The organism is Amycolatopsis sp. cmx-4-61 (assembly GCF_046548775.1).
GTDB lineage: Bacteria > Actinomycetota > Actinomycetes > Mycobacteriales > Pseudonocardiaceae > Amycolatopsis.
Map to the genome: position 1 here is coordinate 625,776 of NZ_JAEBEI010000002.1, position 22,547 is coordinate 648,322.

The 22,547-nt window shown below is 71.1% G+C and carries 20 protein-coding genes and 2 pseudogenes; 13 read left to right on the forward strand and 9 right to left on the reverse strand.

What is annotated here, in order from left to right:
- Positions 1–606 precede the first annotated feature (606 nt).
- From ACLJOU_RS11425 to ACLJOU_RS11440, 4 genes are all read right to left on the reverse strand, one after another.
- The gene (locus ACLJOU_RS11425) at positions 607–3,114 is read right to left on the reverse strand and encodes an ABC transporter permease (protein ID WP_410566251.1); all 2,508 of its coding nucleotides are present in this window, start codon (positions 3,112–3,114) and stop codon (positions 607–609) included.
- Positions 3,115–3,117: 3 nt separating this feature from the next.
- Positions 3,118–3,921 (reverse strand): ABC transporter ATP-binding protein, encoded by an 804-nt coding sequence (locus ACLJOU_RS11430; protein ID WP_410566254.1) that lies wholly within the window; start codon positions 3,919–3,921, stop codon positions 3,118–3,120.
- A 226-nt stretch (positions 3,922–4,147) separates the two neighbouring features.
- Positions 4,148–4,702 carry a GNAT family N-acetyltransferase gene (locus ACLJOU_RS11435; RefSeq protein WP_410566256.1) on the reverse strand — a complete coding sequence of 185 codons (555 nt, stop codon included), beginning with the start codon at positions 4,700–4,702 and terminating at the stop codon, positions 4,148–4,150.
- A gap of 329 nt (positions 4,703–5,031) precedes the next feature.
- On the reverse strand, positions 5,032–5,985 hold the full coding sequence (locus tag ACLJOU_RS11440) for a quinone oxidoreductase family protein (protein WP_410566259.1): 954 nt from the start codon (positions 5,983–5,985) through the stop codon (positions 5,032–5,034).
- A gap of 124 nt (positions 5,986–6,109) precedes the next feature.
- Here ACLJOU_RS11440 and ACLJOU_RS11445 point away from each other — a divergent pair, with 124 nt between their 5' ends.
- Positions 6,110–7,093, forward strand: a complete 984-nt coding sequence (locus tag ACLJOU_RS11445; RefSeq protein WP_410566262.1) for an AraC family transcriptional regulator — start codon at positions 6,110–6,112, stop codon at positions 7,091–7,093.
- On the opposite strand, the gene ACLJOU_RS11450 is transcribed toward ACLJOU_RS11445, so the two are convergent.
- Entirely contained in the window at positions 7,086–7,274 is a 189-nt protein-coding gene (locus ACLJOU_RS11450) for a hypothetical protein (RefSeq protein ID WP_410566265.1), read from the reverse strand. The two genes, ACLJOU_RS11445 and ACLJOU_RS11450, sit on opposite strands and share 8 nt — an antisense overlap.
- 515 nt (positions 7,275–7,789) lie before the next feature.
- On the opposite strand from ACLJOU_RS11450, the gene ACLJOU_RS11455 reads away from it, so the two are divergent.
- Positions 7,790–8,983, forward strand: coding sequence for an alpha/beta hydrolase family protein (locus ACLJOU_RS11455; RefSeq protein ID WP_410566268.1), 1,194 nt, complete (start codon positions 7,790–7,792; stop codon positions 8,981–8,983).
- Positions 8,984–10,200: 1,217 nt separating this feature from the next.
- On the opposite strand, the pseudogene ACLJOU_RS11460 reads toward ACLJOU_RS11455, so the two are convergent.
- Both ACLJOU_RS11460 and ACLJOU_RS11465 read right to left on the reverse strand, forming a co-directional pair.
- A pseudogene (locus tag ACLJOU_RS11460) lies at positions 10,201–10,388 on the reverse strand (ABC transporter); the annotation flags it as partial.
- Positions 10,389–10,405: 17 nt separating this feature from the next.
- On the reverse strand, positions 10,406–11,287 hold the full coding sequence (locus ACLJOU_RS11465; RefSeq protein WP_410566271.1) for an AraC family transcriptional regulator: 882 nt from the start codon (positions 11,285–11,287) through the stop codon (positions 10,406–10,408).
- A 91-nt stretch (positions 11,288–11,378) separates the two neighbouring features.
- Here ACLJOU_RS11465 and ACLJOU_RS11470 point away from each other — a divergent pair, with 91 nt between their 5' ends.
- The 3 genes from ACLJOU_RS11470 (at position 11,379) to ACLJOU_RS11480 (ending at position 14,997) form a co-directional block, all read left to right on the forward strand.
- Positions 11,379–12,305, forward strand: a complete 927-nt coding sequence (locus ACLJOU_RS11470; protein WP_410566274.1) for an MBL fold metallo-hydrolase — start codon at positions 11,379–11,381, stop codon at positions 12,303–12,305.
- An 85-nt stretch (positions 12,306–12,390) separates the two neighbouring features.
- Entirely contained in the window at positions 12,391–13,125 is a 735-nt protein-coding gene (locus ACLJOU_RS11475) for an ABC transporter ATP-binding protein (RefSeq protein ID WP_410566705.1), read from the forward strand.
- 3 nt (positions 13,126–13,128) lie between these two features.
- A complete protein-coding gene (locus ACLJOU_RS11480) occupies positions 13,129–14,997 on the forward strand; it encodes an FtsX-like permease family protein (RefSeq protein WP_410566276.1) in 1,869 nt (622 codons plus the stop codon).
- Here the strand turns inward: ACLJOU_RS11480 and ACLJOU_RS11485 are convergent.
- Complete coding sequence (locus ACLJOU_RS11485) at positions 14,994–15,446, reverse strand: MarR family winged helix-turn-helix transcriptional regulator (RefSeq protein ID WP_410566279.1); 453 nt, start codon at positions 15,444–15,446, stop codon at positions 14,994–14,996. The genes ACLJOU_RS11480 and ACLJOU_RS11485 overlap by 4 nt on opposite strands.
- A gap of 79 nt (positions 15,447–15,525) precedes the next feature.
- Between ACLJOU_RS11485 and ACLJOU_RS11490 the strand changes: the two genes are divergently transcribed.
- The 5 genes and pseudogenes from ACLJOU_RS11490 to ACLJOU_RS11510 all read left to right on the forward strand — a co-directional run bounded on the left by ACLJOU_RS11490 (position 15,526) and on the right by ACLJOU_RS11510 (position 18,718).
- A complete protein-coding gene (locus tag ACLJOU_RS11490) occupies positions 15,526–16,482 on the forward strand; it encodes an NAD(P)H-dependent oxidoreductase (protein WP_410566282.1) in 957 nt (318 codons plus the stop codon).
- 95 nt (positions 16,483–16,577) lie between these two features.
- Positions 16,578–16,694, forward strand: a pseudogene (locus ACLJOU_RS11495) (NADP-dependent oxidoreductase); the annotation flags it as partial.
- A gap of 91 nt (positions 16,695–16,785) precedes the next feature.
- Positions 16,786–17,436 (forward strand): zinc-binding dehydrogenase, encoded by a 651-nt coding sequence (locus ACLJOU_RS11500; protein ID WP_410566285.1) that lies wholly within the window; start codon positions 16,786–16,788, stop codon positions 17,434–17,436.
- Positions 17,433–18,365: an NADP-dependent oxidoreductase gene (locus tag ACLJOU_RS11505; protein ID WP_410566707.1), complete on the forward strand. Its 933-nt coding sequence runs from the start codon at positions 17,433–17,435 to the stop codon at positions 18,363–18,365. The genes ACLJOU_RS11500 and ACLJOU_RS11505 overlap by 4 nt, the downstream gene beginning before the upstream one ends.
- A 29-nt stretch (positions 18,366–18,394) precedes the next feature.
- Positions 18,395–18,718 (forward strand): GNAT family N-acetyltransferase, encoded by a 324-nt coding sequence (locus ACLJOU_RS11510; protein WP_410566288.1) that lies wholly within the window; start codon positions 18,395–18,397, stop codon positions 18,716–18,718.
- Positions 18,719–18,728: 10 nt separating this feature from the next.
- Here the strand turns inward: ACLJOU_RS11510 and ACLJOU_RS11515 are convergent, their stop codons facing one another.
- Complete coding sequence (locus ACLJOU_RS11515; RefSeq protein WP_410566291.1) at positions 18,729–19,550, reverse strand: helix-turn-helix domain-containing protein; 822 nt, start codon at positions 19,548–19,550, stop codon at positions 18,729–18,731.
- A gap of 133 nt (positions 19,551–19,683) precedes the next feature.
- Here ACLJOU_RS11515 and ACLJOU_RS11520 point away from each other — a divergent pair, with 133 nt between their 5' ends.
- The 3 genes from ACLJOU_RS11520 to ACLJOU_RS11530 all read left to right on the forward strand — a co-directional run bounded on the left by ACLJOU_RS11520 (position 19,684) and on the right by ACLJOU_RS11530 (position 22,294).
- Positions 19,684–20,511 (forward strand): helix-turn-helix transcriptional regulator, encoded by an 828-nt coding sequence (locus tag ACLJOU_RS11520; RefSeq protein ID WP_410566294.1) that lies wholly within the window; start codon positions 19,684–19,686, stop codon positions 20,509–20,511.
- Between the two features lie 125 nt (positions 20,512–20,636).
- A complete protein-coding gene (locus ACLJOU_RS11525; RefSeq protein ID WP_410566297.1) occupies positions 20,637–21,479 on the forward strand; it encodes an SDR family NAD(P)-dependent oxidoreductase in 843 nt (280 codons plus the stop codon).
- A 35-nt stretch (positions 21,480–21,514) separates the two neighbouring features.
- On the forward strand, positions 21,515–22,294 hold the full coding sequence (locus ACLJOU_RS11530) for an SDR family oxidoreductase (protein ID WP_410566300.1): 780 nt from the start codon (positions 21,515–21,517) through the stop codon (positions 22,292–22,294).
- The last annotated feature ends 253 nt before the right edge of the window (positions 22,295–22,547 follow it).

Consider the following 22,547-nt stretch of genomic DNA (forward strand, 5'->3'; position numbering starts at 1 on the left):
CAAGAAGACGGCGATTCGAGGAACTCCTCCCTCACTCACCGAGCTTCCAGCTGGCTCAGCCCACCTGCGTGTCGCTGTGCTGGTCAGAGCATCCACTCTGGACTCGCGGCAGTAGTCACCGCTGAGCGCTGACCCACGCCTTTTCCCGGCGGCTGGGGCCGCATCGCCGTTTTCAGGACAGCTCGGGCGGCGCGTCCGGGCCCATCCGCCGGATCAGGCCGGGACGAGGTACCTGTCGGTTCTGAGCCTGTATTCAGGCCTTCGGCGAGGAACTCGAGGCGTCGATTCCGCGAGCGGTGAGAGGAGAGCATTGCCTTCAACTGCGCGCCTCGGTGACGCAGCGGCGGGTGATAACCGTGGCTATGCAATTCTCGACCACCGCGACCAGCTCATCTGCGCCGGCTCGGGGGCGACAAAATCGCCGGTAACTGCACGGCCTGGTACGGTCGTCCGAAAGTCGAACGTCGTGTTCGCAGCGGACCGAACTGTCATTGGCGTTCTCTCCTGCCGGACGCTGGACGACGGCAACCGGAGGGCGTCCCCGTCGTGCGGACGCCCTCCGGTTGCCCTTGGGCCGGATCGGGACGCCGTGTCCCGAGAGACCGGTTACTCCTTGACGCCGATGCCGGCGATCGGGGGGACGCGGAGCAGTCGTGCGATGGGCAGGATCGTGGTGAACAGCGCGAGCAGCGTCGTGCCGCCGACGATGGTCACCCAGCCCAGCGTGGGGACGTACGGAATGCTCTGCCCGGTCATGGCGCGCACCACCGACACCAGGGTCAGCGCGGCGATGGCTCCGCCGATCAGCAGGGAAACGCCGAGCAGCCCGCTCTGCTCCGCGTGAACCATGCGTTTGACCTGCTTGCGAGTGACGCCGACCAAACGCAGGAGAGCCAGTTCCCGGCCCCGGGCGAGGGCGGCCATGACCATGGTGTTGGCGGCGGCCAAGGCGGCGTAGCCGACCATGATGCCGATCAGCAGCTTGTTCAGCCAGGCGCCCAGCGCCACGTCGTCGGCGACCCGGCCGGTGAGGTCGACCGTGCTCATCACGGTGCTGCCGGGGTACCGGCCGGTGACGTCGGCCAGGGCGGTGGTGGTGTCGGTGCCCGGTGCGGTGCGGACCAGGATCCGCTCGTAGCCGGTGGCGGCCGTGTGCCCGACGACGACGTCCTTGGCGACGGTCACGTCGCCGAAGCCCATGCCCCGGTCGTAGATCGCGACGACGCGCAGGGTGGCCGGTGCGCCGTCGCCGAGCCACACCTTGGCCTGATCGCCGACCTTCCAGCTGTTCGACTCCGCTTGCAGGGTCGACACCGCCATGGCGGGCCCGCGCAGGTCGGCCAGGCTGCCGCTGCGCACCTGGAGGTCCATGGTGCGCTCGGCGCCGTCCGGATCGATCGCCTGCACCCCCGCGGCGTCCTCGCCCCCGACGGGAATGATCGAGGTGCTCCGCACTCCGGTGGCGGCCACCACGCCAGGGATCTTCCGTATTTCGGTGAGGGCGGTGTCAGGCAGACCGGTGGCGGAGAGCACGGCCTGCTGGGCGAGCATCCCGTCGTGGTTCTGGGTGACGGTCTGTCGTTGCACGTTGTCCTGGAGGAACCAGATCGAGCCACCGAAGCCGACCGACAGCACCAGAGCGGTCAGCACGGTGACCATGCCCTGGGCGTTGGCGCGCAGGTTCGCCGCGGCGAGGTAGCCGCTGTCGCCCCACGCCGCACGCAGCACCGGGCCGAGAAGCCGGGCGGCCGCCCGGTTGATCCACGGGGCGAGCAGGGCGACCGCGGCGACGAGCAAGAACAGCAGGCCCATCGAGGTGCCGAGGGCAGCGTTGCCCTTCAGCGTGGTGGTGAGCGTGGTCATGAGGACGCCACCGGCCAGGGCGACGAACCCGAAAAACAGGCGAATCCTGCTGTTCCGGCCGGATTCCACGGCTATTTCGCCCAGCGCCTCCGTCGGGCGGATCAGCACCGTCCGGCGGGCGGCGATCAGCGCCGCACCCACCGCCACCGCCACGGTCGCCACCACCACGGCCACCGCGGTCAGCGCACCGCCGCTGAACGGGAACGTGTCCGGGATGAACGCGTGGTCGACCAGTTCCCGGCGCAGCCATTGGGTGGCGAACCAGCCCGAGGGCACACCGATCACGACCGACAGCAGACTGAGCAGCCCCACCTCGGCGAGGATCAACCGGGCGATCTGGCCGGGGGTGGCGGCGACGGCGCGGAGCAGGGCGAGGTCGCGCCGCCGGTGCCGGACCGCGAGGCCGATGGTCCCGGCCACGACGGACATCACCAGCAGTGCCACGTATCCGCCGAAGACGGCGCCGAGCTGGATCAGCAGGCTGGCGGCCGCCTGGTCCGCGGACTGTTCCAGCAGCCCGCGCTCGGCGCCGGCATAGGCCTTGGCGCCGGCCTCGGTGGCCACCCTGCGCACGTCGGCGGCCAGGGCGGCGCTGGAGACACCCGGCCCGGCGATGACGCCGACAGCGTCGACTTGGCCCTGCCGCGGGTACACGGCCGCCGCGTGCGCGTCGGTGAAGAACACCGCGGGCGACGCGCCGGTACCCGGCCGGGGACCGGCGTTGCGCACGAGCCCGCTGACCCGGTACACGTGTGCCGTGCCACCCACCAGGATCGGGACCTCGTCGCCGGGCGCCAGCGAGCCGGCCAGGCGTTCGTCCAGCGCGACCTCCTCGTCGCTCTTCGGCTGGGCACCCTTGGCCAGCCGGTAGGGGGTGAGAACCGTGCTGCTCCACCCGTGCCCGGTGGCCGCGCCGTTCGGCAGGATCGCCGTCACCGACGTGTCGGCGACGGCGACGGTCACTCCCGGCACCCGTCGGAGCCGTTCGACCATCGAGGCCGGGACGGTCCCGCCCTCGGGCAGTTGCACGGCGACCTTCTCCTCGCCGCCCGGTGCCGTGACCGTGATGTCGCGATGGGCGACGACGACGTCCGCGGCGGCGTAGCGCTGCGGCGCGGCCTCGAACCGCAGGCCGGACTCCACGAGCAGTCCCACCGACATCAAGATCACCACTCCGGCCGTCAAGGCCAGAAAGGTGGAAACGGCGCTGCCCTTGCGGTGGCGCAGCATCTTCGCGGCCAGCTTCAGCATCGCTCAGCGCTCCTGCGTCGCGCGCTGACGGCGGCCCAGCAACGCCAGGTGCTCGGCGATGCGCTCCGCACCCGGCTGCGGCATGTCGTGCACGATCCGGCCGTCGGCCAGCACCATCACCCGATCCGCGTACGAGGCCGCCACCGGGTCGTGCGTCACCATGATCACCGTCTGCCCCGCCTCGTCCACCACCGAGCGCAGCAGGCCCAGCACCTCGGCCGCGGTCTGGGTGTCCAGCGCACCGGTCGGTTCGTCACAGAAGATGACGTCCGGACGCGTCGCCAACGCCCGGGCGATCGCGACCCGCTGCTGCTGACCGCCGGACAGCTCCGACGGCCGGTGCGACAGCCGTTCGGTCAACCCGACCCGATCAACGACCTGCCGCACCCATGCGGCGTCGGCGCGTTTCCCCGACAGTTGCAACGGCAACCCGATGTTCTCCTGCACGGTCAACGCTCCGATGAGGTTGAACGCCTGGAACACGAACCCGATCTTCGACCGCCGCAGCTTCGTCAGATCCGTCTCCGACAGCGGCGACAATTCCGTGTCACCAACCCACACCTGGCCGCCGGTCGGCCGGTCCAAGCCCGCCGCGGTCTGCAGCAACGTGCTCTTGCCCGAACCGGACGGCCCCATCACCGCGGTGAACGTTCCCCGCTCGAACACCGCGTCGACGCCGGCGAGGGCGGTCACCGCCTGCCGATCTGTGCCGTAGACCTTCCTCAGGCCCTGAACCCGCACGGCCGACACAGGCGTGACAACGCCGGCACCAGAAAATCCATCAGCTTGTACATTATGGATTGACATTGAAATAAACCCTAGGTCCTATTCGTTGATTCCCAGGGGGAACGGTAATCTCGCCGGCGGCCCGGAGCGATCCAGGCTGCGGGTGGATCCTGGTAGCGCAGGCTGTACCTTTCGCGCCGCGGCGCCGATGCCACGGGGCCGACCAGCGGCTCCCGCGGTGCGCGCCGGAGCGTCGGCTGGAGTTCCAGGAGCGGGTGGTCGACATGCCGCGTCCGCGCGATCCCGATCAGTCGTCGTCCGGCTCGGGTGCAGGCGGGCGGATGCGGGAGAACATTTCCACGTCGGAGCGTCGCCCGCCCATGACTTGCCAGCTGCGCAGCAGCCCTTCCCGAACGAACCCCGCACTGCGCGCCACCCGCTTCGACGGTTCGTTCCACGGCGCGATACACAGCTCGACGCGCCAGCAACCGAGCCTGTGCAACGCCCAGTCGGCGAGCCCGGCCACGGACTCGCCGGCCACGCCTCGCCCGCGCGCCGACGGCAGGACCCAATAGCCGAGCCCGACCCGGCCGAGGTCGAGGTCGCGCAGGCGGAGGCTGATATGTCCGACGACTGAGCCGGTAGCCTGCTCCGCGATCGCTCGTGGCACCGTGACACCGCCGGCGGACAGTTCCGTCATCCGGCGGAGGAAGGCGTATCCCGCATCGGTCGTGTACGTGGCCGGAACCGTCGTGATCGATGTGATGTGGGGATCGGTCGCCGCCTGCGCCAGCACATCCAGGTCGCTCTCCCGCCACGGTCGCAGCACGAACCGATCGGTCCTCACCTCGACGGCCGCCAAGTCCGGACCCTGCACCGCCTGCCTCCTCCCCCAACGCCTCACAACGACGACATCCAACCGCGGTGGTGCCCAGAAGCTCCTCATCGTCATTCTGGTCCGTGCCGTTGTTCGAGTGCCGACCGTGGGTTGTCGAACCATCGGGACGAGTTCCCTCCGAGACCTCGGCACCATCCGCCACCGCTGTCGGGGGCGCCACGAGAAAGGCCCGTCGCCGCAATGCAGCAAGACAACCGAAGAGCGTCCTCGCGGTGCGGACACGTCCTTCGGTGCCGTTCACCCCGGGGTGCTCTCGCGTGAGCCGGCGAATGCGGCAAACTGCGGCATCGGTTTCAGGGAACGAGCACGACCTTGCCGAAGGCGGCACCGGACTCGAGCTTGTCATGCGCGTGCGCCGCAGCTGCGAGAGGGAACGCTTCATCGATCAGACTGGCGACGGTTTTGCCGGCGACGAGTTCCAGAAGCCTCTCCATGCGTGCGCGGAGCTCCGCACGGCTGATCGAGGAGAGACTGAGCATGAGCAGGGTCGGGGATGCCGTGAACCGGCCGAGCAAGGTCGAGCCGAAGTCCGGTGTGGGGAAACCCGCCACTCCTCCGCACAGCACGTACCGGCCGTTGGGAGCCAGCTTCTCCAGGAAGCGATCGAACTCCGGGCCGCCGACCGGGTCGATGATGATGTCGTACTCCTCGTACGCTTGGGCAACTGCAAAACGGTTCACGACAGTCGACGCCCCCAGCGCTGCCAGCCGTTCACCACGAAGAGCGGAGCTGGTCACTGCCGTCACGGCGGCCCCGAGGTGGATACCCAGCAGGGTCGCCATGAGCCCGACTCCACCACCGGCACCACGGACCAAAGCCTTGTCTGCTTTGCGCACCTCGGCACGTTCGAACGACATCAGAGCCGTCACCGCGTTGAAACCGAGCGCAACCGCTTCCGCTTCACCGACCTGGTCGGGAAGGGCGACGACAGCCTCGACGTCTGCCGTGACCAGGCCGGCATAGCCACCACCGGTCCGGTCCAGCATCGCGTAGACGCGGCGGCCGACCCACGCGTCGTCGACGTCCTCACCGGTCTCGACGACGACACCGGCCACCTCGAGGCCTGGCACGAAGCCCGGAGAGAAGGAACCACCGAGCTCACCTCGACGGGACATGACGTCGACGTGCCCCACACCGGCCGCCTTGACTTCGACCAGCACCTCTCCCGGACGCGGCCGGGGATCGGGGAGGTCTGCGAGGACAAGGTTCTCCGTACCTCCGAACGCCTTCACGACAACAGCCTTCATGATCAGTGTGTCCCTCGGTGAGTCTGCGTTGATTGGATCGCAACATCACCGTATGAGGCTTGGAGCAGCACATGCCATGCGTGTGCGTGCCGCATTCATGCGCGATTGTGTCTACGCTGCCGGTGTGGACGTGTTCAGTGATGTGATCGGCAGCATCCGGGCCGGGCGGCCGACGTTCTGTCACACCTTCGGCAGCGGCGCTTGGGGACGGAGCTTCGACGACTTCACCGGCGCTGGCTTCCACGTGCTGCTGCGCGGTGCGTGTTGGCTTATGTTGCCCGGTCGGACGCCGTTGGCGCTCAGTCCAGGCGACGTGGTGCTCCTACCGCACGGCACTCGGCACGGGTTGTGCGAGCGACCGGATCGGCCGCTGGCCGACCTGCCGAGGGAGTCGAAGCTCCCCTCGGGAGCCGACCTGCGACCGGAAGGGCCGATCGACTCCGCGGCGGCGCACGCAGACATGGTCTGCGGCGCCTACGAGTTGCTGCTCCGACCGCTGCACCCGTTCCTGCGGGCGCTGCCGGACGTCGTCCACGTGCCGGCGCGCGCCGGCCGGCACCCGGCGTTACGCGCGGCGGTCGATCTCCTGGCCGCCGATGTCGTGGACGCACTCCCCGGCGCTGACGCGGCGGTGCCCGCGCTCATCGACCTGGTGATGATCTACACGCTCCGCGCCTGGTTGCAGGAGGAATCCGAGCGCACAGCCAGCACCGGCTGGTGGGCCGCCTTGGCTGATCCCGCGATCACCGAGGCACTTCAGCACATGCACCGGGAATGCAGTCGCAAGTGGACAGTGCAGGAGCTCGGTGAGGCAGTTGGCCTTTCCCGAACCGCATTCACCCGGAGGTTCACCTCCATGGTCGGACAGCCCCCGCTGCTCTACCTGACGAACTGGAGGCTGGGCAGGGCCGCCCAACTGCTGCGGGAAACCGATGATCCCCTCGCCCTCATCGCGCGTCAGGTCGGCTACCGATCCGAGTTCGCCTTCGCCAACGCCTTTCGCCGAGCGTTCGGCGTGCCCCCTGGGCGGTTCCGACGCGATGAGCTACCCGTCGGCCGTGGCAGTGAGAGCCGTCGAAAGGCTGGCGCCACCGCATCCGTCAGGTAAGTCCGTCTCGCAGTCCAGCGGGAATGTCCGCTCTGATCGCGGTGGGCCCGCCTGGTGAACTGATGATCTTCGTCGTGCCGTCGAACGCGGCGACCCTGCGCTGGATACCGAGGCGCCTGGTGCCGTGCGCGTCGTCGGCGACCGTCGCGACGAGTGCGCCGTCCTCGTCACGCAGCTCCACGGTGATGTGGCCGGCTCCACCGTGCGAGGACCCGCAAGGTCTCCAACGAGACTCGGCGTGACAGACCGCGCGGCACCCTCGCCAGCGGCGAGCCGCAACGCCGGTCGGCGGCTGATCGAGGTGGCCGGATGAGCGGCGACGCGGTGCGGTTGCTGGTGCCCGGACTGGCCGCGCCGGTGGCGGCGCGGCGGCCCTGGTCGTGCTCGCCCAGCCGCCGCGCGGACGTCCTAATGCTCCAGCCGCAGTTCGTGGTCTTGCTGGAGTGGTGGCGTGAGATGGGTGCGGCCACTCGAAGACCCCGTCGGACACCCTCCGCGACAGCAGTGGCAGCTTCGGCGTCCGGTGCTGCAGGGCACTCGATGACGATGCTCACCGGGGCATACTGCCTGTTCCACCCGGCCCGGCTTACCCGCCCACAGCCCAAGATCGGAGCCACTGCTGGGGCACTAGGTTCACCATGAGATCGGGTACAGGGTTCATGGCACCGTCCTCACGCGGAACCTAGCGTCGACCCCATGAAACGCAATCGCCGTATCAGCGCTGTCGCGGTGCTGGCGCTCGCCGCCCTGATCGCCGGAACCGGCGCCGGGTTCGCCGCTACGACCACACCGTCGGCCACGCACGCAATCGACACCGCAGCGGCCACGACCACCGCGCCCACGCGGTCTTTTCAAGGCACGCTCCCCGCGCCGACCGGCCCCGACGCCGCCGGCGAGGACGTCATCCACCTCACCGACGCGAGCCGTCCCGACCCGTGGGTGCCCTCATCCGGCCCCCGCCAACTGACCGTCACGATGGTCTACCCGGCCGTCCTCGGGACCGGGACTCCGGCCCCCTACATGACCCTCGCCGAGGCTGCCGGAATCATCCAGCGCCGGAAGTTGCCGGCGAGCTCCGGCGTCACCGCAGAGAACCTTTCCAGCGTCACCACTCACGCCTTCGACGGCGCGCGGCCGCAGCGGGGCAAGTACCCGCTGGTGGTCCTCTCACCCGCGGCCGAGGACCCGCGCATGACGCTCACCTCGCTCGCGACCGACCTGGCCAGTCACGGCTACGTCGTCGCGCTCGTCGGCCACACCTACGAGGACAGCGGCGAGACGCTGGCGAACGGCCGGACGCCGACGTGCGCGATCTGCGATGACCCGACGCTCGACCTCGACTCCGTCGCCGCCAGCCGCGCGCTCGACGTGTCCTTCGTGATCGACCAGTTGACGCACGGCAATACCGCGTGGCGCCTGGCCCACCTCATCGACAAGCACGACATCGGCATGGCCGGACACTCCCTCGGCGGAGCGGCGGCCGCCGCCACGATGATCGCCGACCCGCGAGTACGGGCCGGAGTGAACATGGACGGCAAGTTCCACCCGGCCCCGACGCCCGGCCAGATCGACCGGCCGCTCCTCATGCTGGGCGTAACCGACAGCCACTCCCCCGGCGGCTACGACACGACGTGGGCGCAGACCTGGGCCACCCTCGGCGGCTACAAGAAGTGGCTGACGGTCGCCGGCGCCGACCACTTCAGCTTCGCCGACCTGGACCTGCTTCAGGAGGAGGCCGGGTTCCCGGGGCCGCCTCTCTCCCCGGAACGCGGGGTGGTGATCACCCGCGAGTACGTGACAGCCTTCTTCGACCAGACGCTGAAGGGGATCCACCGTCCGCTGCTGGACGGCCCCTCGCTGAACAATCCGGAAGTACTCTTCCAGCCCTAGTGCAGCGCCGCGTCGATCCTTCGTGCGCCACCACCAAGCCGAGCGTGCGAGAATCTGTCGACTTAGGATTGCGAGGACGACGAATCGTGTGGATGGCCTGCTGCAGAGAACGCGGCCCACGCTCGTCGCACCCTGCGGGCGGGGGTCGGGCCAATGGCTGAAGAGAACTTCCGGCCCCGCGGTGAGGGCGCCTAATCCGACGGCGGGAGCGCCAGACTCGCACGCGGTGGATCGAACTGCCGGGAGAACCGCTGCAGAAAGGGGCCGGCAAGGAGAAGGCCCGCGGCCCAAGGATTTCGGTGCGGGGCTCGAGCGGCTCCGCGAGTTGCCGCAGGGATGCTGCACGCTCCGATCGCGCCGGATCTCTATTTTCACCCGGCGTCCGGCCGGTTTTCACAGATTCATCACCTCGCCAAGCTTCGCCGCCAATCATCAGCCATCGCGTTGAGCGTGTTAGCCGTGCTCGGCACGCTCAACGCGATGGCCCGCCGAGCTGCGGCAAGGCCCGAGATCATCCTTGGGTTGGGTCGTCGATCGCGGATATCCGGCGGCCGCACACCCGGGTGGGTTGCGTCAGCGAGCCAGCGGGTGGGTCCCTTTGGTGGCGTAGTGGCGGTCAGTGCGTGTCGTCCTTGCCATTGGCGGTGCCGTTGCAGGTCTTCGTGGCGACGCCGACCGTTTACCGCCGAACGCAAGGAATCTGAGCAGCCGGGCAGCGTGGAGCGGCGTGTGGGTTCAAGGTCCGCGCCGGTCACAGCCCCTGGCAGAGACCAATCCCCCAGGACGTGAACGTCAATACGTGAACTGAACCCCTGCCCTACATCCCGACGGGGGACACCTTCACAGGCACCAGCGCCCACACGACCTTGCCACGGCTATCGGTGCGGACACCCCAGTCCAAGGACAGCTGTCCCACCAGCCGCAACCCATACCGGAACGCGACCACTCGAACCGCGCCCACAACCGAATCACCGTCGCTGACCTCGACCAACACGTTGTCGGAACTCCGAGCGACCCGATCCCGTTTCTGGATCCCGGCCCGAACGGCGGGGTCGCCATGCCGCGGGCATGCCCCGCGACTCGTGTTTCACTCGTCGCGGCACGGTCAGCGACTCGAGGCCGCCCCGTAAGCCGCGATCCTGATCCGCAGGCTGCGTAGGCGAACCAGGTCGATGACGAAAGCCGGTGCCGGCCGGTAGCCCGCCGTCGGCTGCCCGCATCAGCAGCACGTTCTCCTCGCCGGGCAGCAGGTTGTCGACCGCCGAGAACTGCCCGGTGCCCCCGATCGCCGCGCGGACCCCGTCCGACTTGGCCGCCACGCGGGTCCCGCGGCAGGGACCTGCCCGCCGTCGGCGTGGATGAGGGTGGACAGGATCCGCACGGTGGTCGTCTTGCCCCGCCCTGAGGAAAGTCCGCCACGAATCAGCGAGCAGAACCGGACCACTCCTGGATGTCGTCGTCGGCCTGGTGGCGGCTACGATACCGGCCCGGCGAGACACCGTGTTCACGCTTGAAGGCCGTCGCGAAGGCGAACGGCGATGTGTACCCGCAGCGCTGGGCGACCGACGGCAGGGCAAGGTCGGTCTCGCGCAGCAGACGCGCCGCGACGGTGAGGCGCCAGTACGTCAGGTACGCCATCGGCGGCTGCCCGACCAGTGCGGTGAACCTGCGGGAGAACGCCGCGCGGGACAGCCCCGCCCTGGCGCCCAGCTCCTCCACGGTCCACGGCCGCACCGGGTCGGCGTGGATGCAGCGCAGAGCGGCGCCGGCCACCGGATCGGTCAGGGCCGCGCACCACCCGGACGCATCGCGGTCCGGCTCCTCGGTCAGCCACTCGCGCAGCAGGAACAGCAGCAAAAGGTCCAGCAACGACGGGATCGCGGCGTCCGCGCCGAGACCGGGCGAGGTCAGCTCACCGCCGAGCAGGCCGACCACCGCGGCCACCGCGGGGTGGCCACCCGCCCGCGCCCGCAGGTGGATGACCTCGGGCAGGTCGGTGAGCAGCGGGTGCGACCGGGTCCGATCGAGCTGGTAGGCGCCGCACAGCAGTTGAGTGGGTTCGTCGAGGCCGGTGTCGGTGAGGGCGTGGGCGGTTCCGCGCGGGGTGAGCACCACGTCGCCGGCGTGCAGGACAAGCGGTGCCGTGCCGGGAGCCACCATGCGGCAGCTTCCTTCGAGGACGAGGTGGAACCCGATCCCGGCGAAGGCTGCGAAGTCGGTCCGCCACGTGCCCTGGCGGTCCTCCCGGTTCGCGAAGGGCCGTCCCGTCCGGACGGCGCCGATCACGTCGCTGAGTACGTCCACGGCACTCAATGTACGCCGTCGAAGACGATCGCGTATGCAGACAGCACTCCTGATTATCGATCGTGCTCCTGAACCGCCCTACCGTGCAGGTATGGACACCATCAACCTCGGCGACGTCGAGATCACCCGCGTCGTGGAGTGGCAGGGCCCGATCGCCCCGATGCCCGTGCTGTTCCCGGACCTCGACCGGCACCCCTGGCGCACGGACGACCGGCTCACGCCCCACTTCTGGAACCCCGCCACCGACGACTACCTGGCGGCCGTGCAGACCTGGGTGCTGCGCAGCGAGGGGAAGGTCATCCTCGTCGACACGGGGGTGGGCAACCACAAGGAACGGCCGTACATGCCGCCGTGGCGGCACCGCGACGAGGACTTCCTCGGCCGCCTGGCCACGGCCGGCGTCCGCCCGCAGGACGTCGATCTCGTGGTCAACACGCACATCCACGCCGATCACGTCGGGTGGAACACCCGCCTCGTCGACCGCGCCTGGGTGCCGACGTTCCCGAACGCCACCTACCTCATCGCCCGCCCCGACTTCGAGTACTGGAACCCGCGCCACGACATCCCCAAGCACGGGTCGGTCAACGGCATCAACTCCCGGCTGGCGAACGGGAACACGTTCGAGGACAGCATCGACCCGGTGCACGAAGCCGGGCAGACCCTGCTGTGGGAGGGCCGGACCCACCGGGTCGACGGCAACCTCAGCCTCGAACTCGCGCCCGGCCACACCCCCGGGTCGGCCATCGTGCGCCTGGAGTCGGGCACCGACCGGGCGTTCTTCGTCGGCGACGTCGTGCACACGCCCGCGCAGTTCGCGCACCCCGGCTGCGACACCTGCCTCAGCGAGAACCAGGCCGAGGCGGCCGGGTCGCGGATGCGCGTGCTCGCCGAGGCGGCCGACCGGAACGCGCTGGTGATCCCGGCCCACTTCCCCGGCGCGGGCGCGGCCGAGATCAGGCGCGCCGGGAACGCCTTCGAGGTGCACCGCTGGGCGCCGTTCACGCCGTCGTCGTTGTGACCGCTTTGTTGACGCATCCACAATCCGCGGTTAGTTTGAGGACACGTCAACATCTTGACCGAGAGGAACCCGCACCGTGACGTCTCTGGCGACGCCCACCACCGCGGCTGTCGCACTCGAAGGTGTCAGCCGCACCTACGGCACCGGACCGGCCGCGGTCCGCGCGGTCGACGACGTGACCATCGGCTTCCCGCGTGGCAGCTGGACGGCCGTGATGGGCCCCTCGGGGTCCGGCAAGTCGACCCTGCTGCACCTCGCGGCCGGGTTGGAGCGCGCCGACAGCGGCCGGATCCGGCTGGGTGACACCGACATCACGGCCGCCGGTGACGACGAGCTGACGGCGTTGCGGCGCACCCGAATCGGGTTCGTGTTCCAGTCGTTCAACCTCATCGGGTCGCTCACCGCGGCCGAGAACGTGGCCCTGCCCCTGCGGCTCGCGGGCCGCGAGCCGTCCGGCACCGAGGTCACGGACACCCTCGCCGCCGTCGGGCTCGCCGAGCGCGCCCGGCACCGGCCGCGCGAGCTGTCCGGTGGGCAGCAGCAGCGGGTGGCGATCGCCCGCGCGATGATCACCCGGCCCGAGATCCTGTTCGCCGACGAACCGACCGGCGCCCTCGACACCCGCGCCGGCGACCGGGTGCTCGACCTGATGCGCGCGATGACCGCCGTCGGCCAGAGCATCCTGATGGTGACCCACGATCCCGCCGCGGCCGCGCGGGCCGACGCCGTGGTGTTCCTGCGCGACGGACGCCTCGCCGGCCGGCTCGAGGGCGCCGGCGCCGGCGCGGTCGCGGAGCACCTCGTGGCGCTGGAGGGCTGAGCGATGCTCCGCTTGAGCTGGGCCGGGTTCCGTGAGCGGTGGCCGTTGTTCCTCGGTGCCCTGGTGACGACGTGCCTGGGGGTCGCGCTCGTGCAGTCGTCCCTGCTGTTGTTGCTGGCCGTCGCCGGGTTGCGGCCCGCGCCGGGTGCGTCCGCGCTGGAAGCGATGTCGGTCGCGGCCGCCCGCGAGACCGGAGTGGCGCTGATGGGCGTGACGCTGGGGTTCGGAGCGTTCCTGGCGGTGTTCGTCATCGCCTCGACGTTCGCCTTCACGGTCGCGCAGCGGCGGCGTGACCTCGCGCTGCTCCGCCTGGTCGGCGGCTCGCGGCGGCAGCTGCGCCGGGTGCTGACCGGCGAGGCCGTGCTGCTCGGCACGGTGGGCGGGATGCCGGCCGGGCTCGGCGTCCTGGCCGCGCAGACGCGGATGCTGCGGGACCTCGGGTTCGTCCCGGCGGACTTTGCGGCCCCGGTACTGCCGTGGGTTTTCGCGGCGTCGCTCGGCTCCGGTGTCGCGCTCGCGGTCGCCGGGGTGCTCGTGGCCGCGCGCCGCGCGGCGGCCGTCCGGCCGTTGGAAGCGTTGCGCGAGAACGGTTCCGCGGCCCGGGTGATGACCCGCGGGCGCTGGTGGCTGTTCGCGGTGTCCGCCGCGGGCGCGGTCGCGCTCGTCGTGCTGGCCCCGGTGGGCGGCGCGGCAGGCGGGCAGGCCATGGCGATCTCGGTGAGCGTGTGCGCGTCGCTGGCGTTCACCGCGGCCTGCCCGGTCCTGCTGCCCGCGCTCGCGAGAGCGCTGCCCGCGCGAGGTGTGCTTGCCCGGCTGGCGGCGGCGAACCTGCGCGACGGCGTCCGGCGCAGCACCTCGATCGCCGCGCCCGTGATCGTGCTGACCGGCCTGGTGCTCGGGCAGGCGACGGCGATGGCGTCCTTCGCCGACGCGGGACAGCGCCAGACCGCGCGGGACACCGTGGCCGACTTCGTGGTGGCGGGGCCCGTCGCGGCCGGCGTGCCCGGCGTGGCGGCGGCCTCCACCGAGACGGAGGTACCGGTGGTGCTCACCGTCGGCACCGGGGACCTCGCCTACACCGAGACCCGGACGGCGCTCCTCGTGGATCCCGTGGCCTACGAGCGGGTCCATCCCGCTTCCGGCTCGCTGGCGGCCTTGCGCGGACGCGTCGCCGTGGCCGGGCCGGGCGGGGACGACGTGGCGGCCGGGGACGCGATCGGCATCCGCTTCGGCGACGTCGATCTGGGCCGGCTTCCGGTCGTGGCCGAGGTCCCGGCCGGCGCCGGCGGCGGTCCGGCCCTGCTGCTGCCGCGGGGGCTGCTGCCCGCCGACCTCCTCGCCGGGGCTTCGGAACGGACTTTCGTGACCGTCGCCCCCACCGCCGATCGCACGGAAGTGGCCGCGCGGCTGGGCACCGTGCTGCCGGTGGCCGAATGGCTGGCGCGGAACGCGGCGGTGCAGAACAGCACCACGGACGGGGTGCTGCTGGTGGTCATGGGACTGGGCGGGCTGTTTGCCGCCATCGGCGTCGTCAACTCGGTGGTGATCGCCACCGGGGAGCGCCGGCGCGAGTTTGCCGCGGCGCGCGTGACCGGGCTGACGCGGCGTCAGGTGCTCCGGGCCGCACTGCTGGAGTCGGCCGCGGTCACCGCGGCGGGCCTGGTGCTGGGCCTGCTGGCCGCGGCGGGAACGCTGCTCGCGACGCTGGCCGCCACGGCGGCGGTGACCGGCAGCGCGACGGCGGTCGTGCCCTGGACGCTGGTCCTCGGCGTGGTCGCCGGCGCCGGGGTGCTCACCGGGATGAGCACCCTGCCGGCGGCCTGGTCGGCGACGCGGACCAGGCCGGTGACGCTGCTCGCCGCGCGGGACTAGCCGTGCCCGTCGAGCAGGCGCTCGAACAGCCGGGTCAGCGTGGCCTGGTCGCGCTCGGAGAGCCGGTCGAAGAAGTGGCGGCGGACGGCGGCGACGTGTTCCGGAGCGGCCGCTTCGATCGCCGCGCGGCCGGCGGCGGTAATCCGGACCATCGCGCCCCGCGCGTCCTCGGCGCAGTCCTCACGAGCCACCAGGCCCCGCTTCTCCATCCGCTTGACCTGGTGGGACAACCGGCTGCGGTCCCAGCCGACCTGGCGGCCGAGTTCGCGCATCCGGACCACCCCGTCGTCGGCCTCCGACACCGGCGCCAGCACGGCGTACTCCGCCCCCGACAGGCCCGCGTCGCGCTCCAGCTGCTGATCGAAGGCGCGCTGCAGCTCGCGGGTCAGCCCCCGGTACGCCTGCCAGAGCCGGGCTTCACGGTCGTCGAGCCATCGGACGTCAGCCATGCCGGCAGCCTACCGCTTTGTTGACGCATCATCAAAGCGCGGCTAATTTGTGGACACATCATCAAAATGGGGAGAGGGCATGACACGCATCGCGATCATCCTGGGCAGCACGCGCCCGGGCCGGAACGGAGAAGCGGTGGCGCGCTGGGTCCACGAGATCGCCGCGGCTCGCGGTGACGCCGAGTTCGAACTGGTCGACGTCGCCGAGTACCGGCTGCCGCACCTGGACGAGGCCGCTCCCCCGTCGCTCGGGCAGTACGCGCACGAGCACACGAAAGCGTGGGCGGCGAAGATCGCCTCGTTCGACGGGTACGTCTTCGTCACGCCGGAGTACAACCACTCGACGTCGGGCGCGCTGAAGAACGCCATCGACTTCCTCTACGGCGAGTGGAACAACAAGGCGGCCGGGTTCGTCAGCTACGGCAGCGCGGGCGGCACCCGCGCGGTCGAACACCTCCGGCTGGTCATGGGTGAGCTGCAGGTCGCCGACGTCCGCAATCAGGTGGCCCTCTCGCTGTTCACCGACTTCACGGACTTCACCACCTTCACCCCCGCCGAGCGGCACACCGCTGCGGTCAGCGCGCTGCTGGACCAGGTGGTCGCGTGGAGCCGGGCACTGGCCTCCCTGCGCACCGACGCGAAGGAAGTCGTGCGCCGCAACACCGAATGCGTGCAGTCCGGCGGCGACTTCGCCCTCTTCGAGGAGCTGTTCGCGGACGACTTCGTCGACCACACGCCGCAGCCGGGTACCACCCCGGACAAGGACGGCGTCCGCGTCCTCTACCACGCGCTGCGCTCGGCGTTCCCCGACTTCACGGCGAAGATCCACTGGCAGACCGTCGACGGCGACGTAGTGACCACGTACAAGACCTATTCGGGCACCCACCGGGGCGAGTTCCTCGGCCTGGCCGCGACCGGCGAACACGTCGAGTTCGAGACCGTCGACGCGATGCGCGTGGTCGACGGGAAGATCACCGAGCACTGGGGCGTCGCCAACCTGTACTCGGTCCTGCAGCAGCTCGGCGCGCTGACGTGACCACCACGCCCAGAGCAGTGCGGTTCTCCCGCTACGGCGGTCCCGAGGTCCTGGAGATCGCCGAGGTCGAGCGACCTCGCGCCGGCCACGGCCAGGTGGTCGTCGACGTCGTCGCCGCGGCCCTCAACCCGGGCGAGATCGGCATCCGGGAGGGCGTGTTGGCCGGTATCTGGCCCGCGCGGTTCCCCGAGGGCCAGGGCAACGACTTCGCCGGCCGGGTCGCCGAGACCGGCGACGGCGTGACGGCGTTCGCGACCGGGGACGAGGTCCTCGGCTTCGCCCCGCGCGGCTCAGGCCGACTTCGTGGTCGTCCGTCCCAGCGCGCTCACCGCCAAACCGGCCGGGCTGGGGTGGGCCGAAGCGGCGAGCATCGCCGGGGCCGGCGCCACCGCGTGGGCCGGGATCGAGGCCGTCGGCCCGCGTCCCGGGGAGACGGTCGTCGTCTCGGCCGCGGCCGGCGGGGTCGGCGTGCTCGCCGCCCAGCTGGCCCGGCTGCGCGGGGCCACGGTGATCGGCACCGCGAGCGAAGACAACTTCGGCTTCCTGCGCGACCTCGGCGTCCGGCCCGTGGCCTACGGTCCCGGGCTGGCCGACCGGCTGCGCGCCGCGGCACCAGACGGCATCGACGGGTACGTGGACACCTTCGGCGCGGGCAACGTGGCCGTCGCCCTCTCCCTGGGCGTCCGCCCGGACCGGATCAACACCATCGCCGACGGCCTCGCGGTCCAGCGCCACGGCGTGCACTCGGCCGCGCAGGAACAGGCCGACGACCCGGCGATCTGGGCCGCGCTGGCGGACCTCGTGGCGAAGGGCGAGATCACCGTCCCCATCGCCGCGGTCTACCCGCTGGACCAGGTCCGCGACGCCTACCGGGACCTGGCCACCCGGCACATCCGCGGCAAGCGCGTCCTGGCCGTGAAGCCCCTGTCCGACTTCGAAGGAGACCACCGATGAAGGCCCTGCTCGCCCGTACCTACGGACCGCTGGAGAAACTGGAGATCGCCGAGGTGCCACGGCCCGAACCCGGCAGGGGACAGGTTCTGGTGCGGGTCGAAGCCGCTGCCGTCAACCCCGTCGACGTCGCCCTGATCACCGGCGCGATGCGGGACGCGCTCCCGGTGGCGCACCCGTTCGTGCCCGGCGTCGACGTCAGCGGCGTGGTCGAGGCCGTCGGCCCCGGCGTCGAGCGCTTCCGGGCCGGGGACACGGTGCTCGCGTGGAACGGCGTCCCCTCCGGCGCCTTCGCCGAGTACGCCCTGGTGCGCGCGGACGACTCCGCCGCGTTGCGGCCGGCCGCACTGGACGCCCGACACGGCGCCGCGCTCCCGACCGGGGCGCTCACCGCGGCCGCTTTGCTGGACGAGGCGGAGCTCGGTCCGGGCGCCACCGTGCTGATCGTCGGCGCCACCGGTGGCCTCGGCGGCTACGCGGTCCAGCTCGCCAAGCGCGCCGGTGCGACCGTGCTCGCCACCGGCCGCGACGGCGACCAGGACCACCTCCGCACGCTGGGGGCGGACGGCTTCATCGACTACCGCGCCGAGCACGTCGCCGAACGCGTGCGGGACTGGGCACCGGAGGGCGCCGACGTGGTGCTCGACCTGGCCCAGGCCGGCCCCGCCCTGGCCGGTTCGGCGGCGGCCGCGAAGCCCGGCGGCCTGGTCGTCTCCCCGCTCGGCGGGCCGCCCGCGTTCGACCGGGACGTCCGCGCCCGATACACCGGGACGACCACCCCGGCCGGCCGGCTGGCCGAGCTCGCCGAGCAGGCCGCAACCGGCGCGCTGTCCATCGGGATCGGAGCGGAATACCCCTTCGCCGAAGTGCGGCAGGCGCTGCTGGACTTCGCCGCGCGGCGCGTCCGCGGCAAGGTCGTCATCACCTTCTGAAAACCGTCACCATCCTGATCGGAGAGACCATGACAACCACCGTGCGCCGCAACGACACCGAGAGCCGATACGAGATCACTGTGGACGGTGACCTCGCCGGGTTCGCCGCCTTCGCCGACCACGACGGGCGGCGGATCATGTACCACACCGAGATCTCCGACGCCTTCTCCGGCCGCGGCCTGAGCAGCACCCTGGTCGCCGGCGCCCTCGACGACATCCGCCGCTCCGGCACCCGGGTGGTGCCCGTGTGCCCGCTCGTCGTCGCCTACCTGCGCAAGCACCCGGACCAGAACGACATCTCCGACCCGGCCGGACCGGAGACGCTGCGCTGGCTGCAATCCGTGCTGCGCTGAACTCCGGCGGTCAGATGACGAGGGTGCTCAGCAACGTCAGGGTGTCGGCCGACCGTGACCTCGGTTCCGCCGGCTGGGCGACCAGCCGCTGGCCCGGGGCGCTCGCGATCGCCAGGACCTCCGTGCGCAGCTCCAGCTCACCGACGCTGGGGTGGAAGAAGTGCCTGCCGGAGGGGATGGTGCCGCGGCGTTCGCCCTCGGCCCACAGCCGGCGGAACTCGGGGCTGGTGATCGACAGCTCGCCGATCAGTTCCCGCAGCCGCCGGTCGTCGGGTGCGTACCGGGTCGCCCGGCGCAGGTCGTGGACGGCGGCGCGGGCCGCGGTCGTCCAGTCGCGGAAGAACTGGCGGCCGGCCGGGTCGAGGAAGACCATGCGGAAGAGGTTGTCGTCGTGGACGAAACCACTGTGGAGCGCGACGGCGAGGGCGTTGCGCGCCAGGACGTCGTTCGACCACCCCAGGACGTAGGCCGGGGCCGCGGTCCAGTCGTCGAGCAGGGCCAGCACGGACGGGCTGACGCGCTCGGCGTGCCCGCGGGGCCGCCGGTCCACCGTGGGGCGGGCGAGCCGGTGCAGCTCGAGCGCGCCCGTCTCGTCCAAGCACAGAGCCCGGTTCAGGCTTGCCACCGTCCGGCGGGTCGGGCGGCCGTGTCCCCGTTCCAGCCGGGCGTAGTACCCCGGGCTCAGCCCGGCCCGGCGCGCGACCTCGTCCCGGCTCAGCCCGGGGACGCGACGGCGGCGGTCCCCGCCGGTCAACCCGACCTGCTCGGGCCGCAGGAGAGCACGACGGGCGCGGAGGAACTCCCCCAGCGCCGGGTTGCGCTCACCTTCCATGCGATCGAGAGTAAGCAACGGGACGGCCCGCAGCCTGGGTGCGTCACACCCAGCCACCCCGCGGTTGACGGGAGACCGCCTCGCGGGTTGAGATCCCGCGAGGAAACCGTTCACGACCGCGGAGGCAACGATCATGACCGGCACCCCGCTGGGCGACTTCCTGCGCGCCCGCCGCGAAGCGCTGACGCCCTCGGACGTCGGGCTGCCCGAACACGGCCGCCGCCGCGTCAAGGGCCTGCGCCGCGAAGAGGTCGCGATGCTGGCCGGGATGAGCAGCGACTACTACATGCGCTTGGAACAGGGCCGCGAGTCCAGCCCGTCGGCCCCGGTCGTCGATGCGGTGGCACGAGCGCTGCAGCTCGACGCCGCCGCGACCGAGCACCTGTGGCTGCTGGTCCGGCCCGCGGAGGCACGAGTCTGGCGCCACTCCGACGGCCTGCCGGTCAGCGCCCAGCTGCGGCAGCTGATGGACGGCTGGACCGGCTCGCCCGCGTTCGTGGTCGGGCCCGCGCTGGACATCCTCGCCGCCAACGCGATGGCCGCCGCGTTGCACGAAGCCTTCACTCCGGCGGACAACCTGGCGCGCATGGTCTTCGTGGATCCCGCCGGGCGCGAGTTCTACCGGGAGTGGGAGCGGGCGGCGCACTCCTGCGTGGCCGAACTCCGCGCCGCCTACGGCCACGACCCCGACAACGCGCGCATCGCCCAGGTCGTGGCCGAGCTGTCGGCGCGCAGTCCGGACTTCGCGCGGTTGTGGGACCGGCACGACGTGAAACCCAAGACTCAGGAAAGCAAGCACCTGCGTCACCCGCGGGTGGGTGAGCTGCACATCGAGTTCGCCACCTTCACCGTCAGCGGCACCGCGAGCCAGCAGCTCGTCGTCTACCAAGCCGAGCCCGCGTCCCCGACCGCGGCCGCGTTCGAACAGTTGCGCGCACTCGCGGCGGCCTCGACCGACTAGCCTGGGTGCGTTCTTCCCAGGAAACCCACGGCCTTCTTCCGGCACTGTTACCAGGACAAACTCGGTTTGTCAGCAGCGAGAACCGCTCGCCGCACACGGAGCACAGCCGGAAGGACAAGATCGTCATGGCCACCTGGTTCATCACCGGAGCATCCCGCGGCCTCGGCGCGGAGATCGCCCGCACCGCACTGCGCGGCGGCGACAACGTCGTGGTCGCGGTCCGCACCCCCAGCCGGGTCCCGGAAGACCTGAAGTCGGCGGCGAACGCGCTGGTCGTCGAGCTGGACGTCACCGATGCCGAAGCCATCCCGGCCGCGGTCGAGGCCGCCACCGAGCGGTTCGGCGGCATCGACGTGCTGGTCAACAACGCCGGCCGCGGCCTGCTCGGCGCGCTGGAGGAGATCACCGACGCCGAGACGCGGTCCCTGTTCGACCTCAACGTCTTCGGCCTGGTCAACATGACCCGCGCGGTGCTGCCCGTCATGCGGCGCCAGGGATCCGGCAAGCTCGTCCACATCGGATCGCGGTCCGGCTTCGAAGGCGAACCGGGCGTGAGCATGTACAGCGCGTCGAAGTTCGCCGTCGCCGGCATCAGCGAAGCTCTCTCGGCCGAGCTGGCGCCGTTCGGCATCCAGTCCATGGTGGTCGAGCCGGGCGTGCTGCGCACCGACTTCCTCGACACCAGCTCGCTGTCGCTCGCGGCCGAGCGCATCGCCGACTACGACGGCACCCCGGCGCACGTGACGCTCGACTGGGCCGGTACCGCCAACCACACCCAGCTGGGTGACCCGGTCAAGAGCGCCGCGCTGATCCACGAGGTCACCGCCGGGGAGACCCTGCCCACCCACCTGTACCTCGGCCCCGACACCCTCGAGCGGTTGCAGGTCAAGCTGACTCAGATCGACCGCGACCTGGCGCCGTGGCGGGACAAGTCCGCCGCGACCGCCCACGAAGACGCCGCCGCCTGACCGCTCGGCTCCCCCCTGCAGGAAAAGGAATGATCATGTCTGCTGCCCTGCTCACCGACACCCCGCTCGCCGGCCGCGTGGCCGTCGTCTCCGGCGCCTCCAGCGGCATCGGCGCCGCCACCGCCACCCGCCTGGCCGAACTCGGCGCCAAGGTCGCCGTGCTGGCCCGGCGCAAGGACAAGCTCGACGCGCTGGCCGAGACCATCCGGACCGGCGGCGGCACCGCCATCGCCGTGCCCGTCGACGTCACTGACCGCGAAGCCGTCCAGGCCGCCGCGCGACAGGTCACCGACCAGCTCGGCCCGGTCGACCTCGTGTTCAACAACGCCGGCGTCCAGCTCGTCAGCCCCATCACCGACCTGCGGCAGGACGACTGGCAGCGCCAGATCGACCTCAACGTCACCGGCGTCATGAACGTCATCGGCGCCTTCGTGCCGCATCTGATCGCCGCCGCCGAAGCGGGCAAGCCCGCCGACCTGATCACCACCTCCTCGATCGCGGCCACCCGGATCCTGGAGAAGTTCTCGGTCTACTCGGGCACGAAGGCCTACATCAGCCAGCTCACCCGGCTGCTGCGCGTCGAGCTCGGCCGCAAGAACGTCCGCGTGGCGACCATCGAACCCGGCATGGTGGACACCGAGCTGCCCGACCACGTCACCGACCCGGACGCCAGCAAGCTGATGGCCGACCTGATCGAGCAGATCGACGTGCTGCAGTCCGCCGACATCGCCGAAACGGTCGCGTTCATGGCCGCCGTTCCCCGGCACGTCAACCTCACCGAAATCACCATCCTGCCCACCGCCCAGGCCATCTAGGCGCATGCGGCGACCGCGCCCCGTCGGTGAAGGCGAACCGGTGTTCGCCTTCACCGACCCCCATCCACTCCACGAAAAAGGCTTCCGGCCATGACCAACAGCAAACCCGCGGGCTTCACCGAATACCCCCTGGACAACGTGCACCGGCTGATCGAGCCCGGCCCGGTCATCATGGTGTCCACTTTCGACGGCCGGCGCGCCAACCTGATGACCAACGGCTTCAACATGCCCCTCGCCCACGGCGCGCACGCGC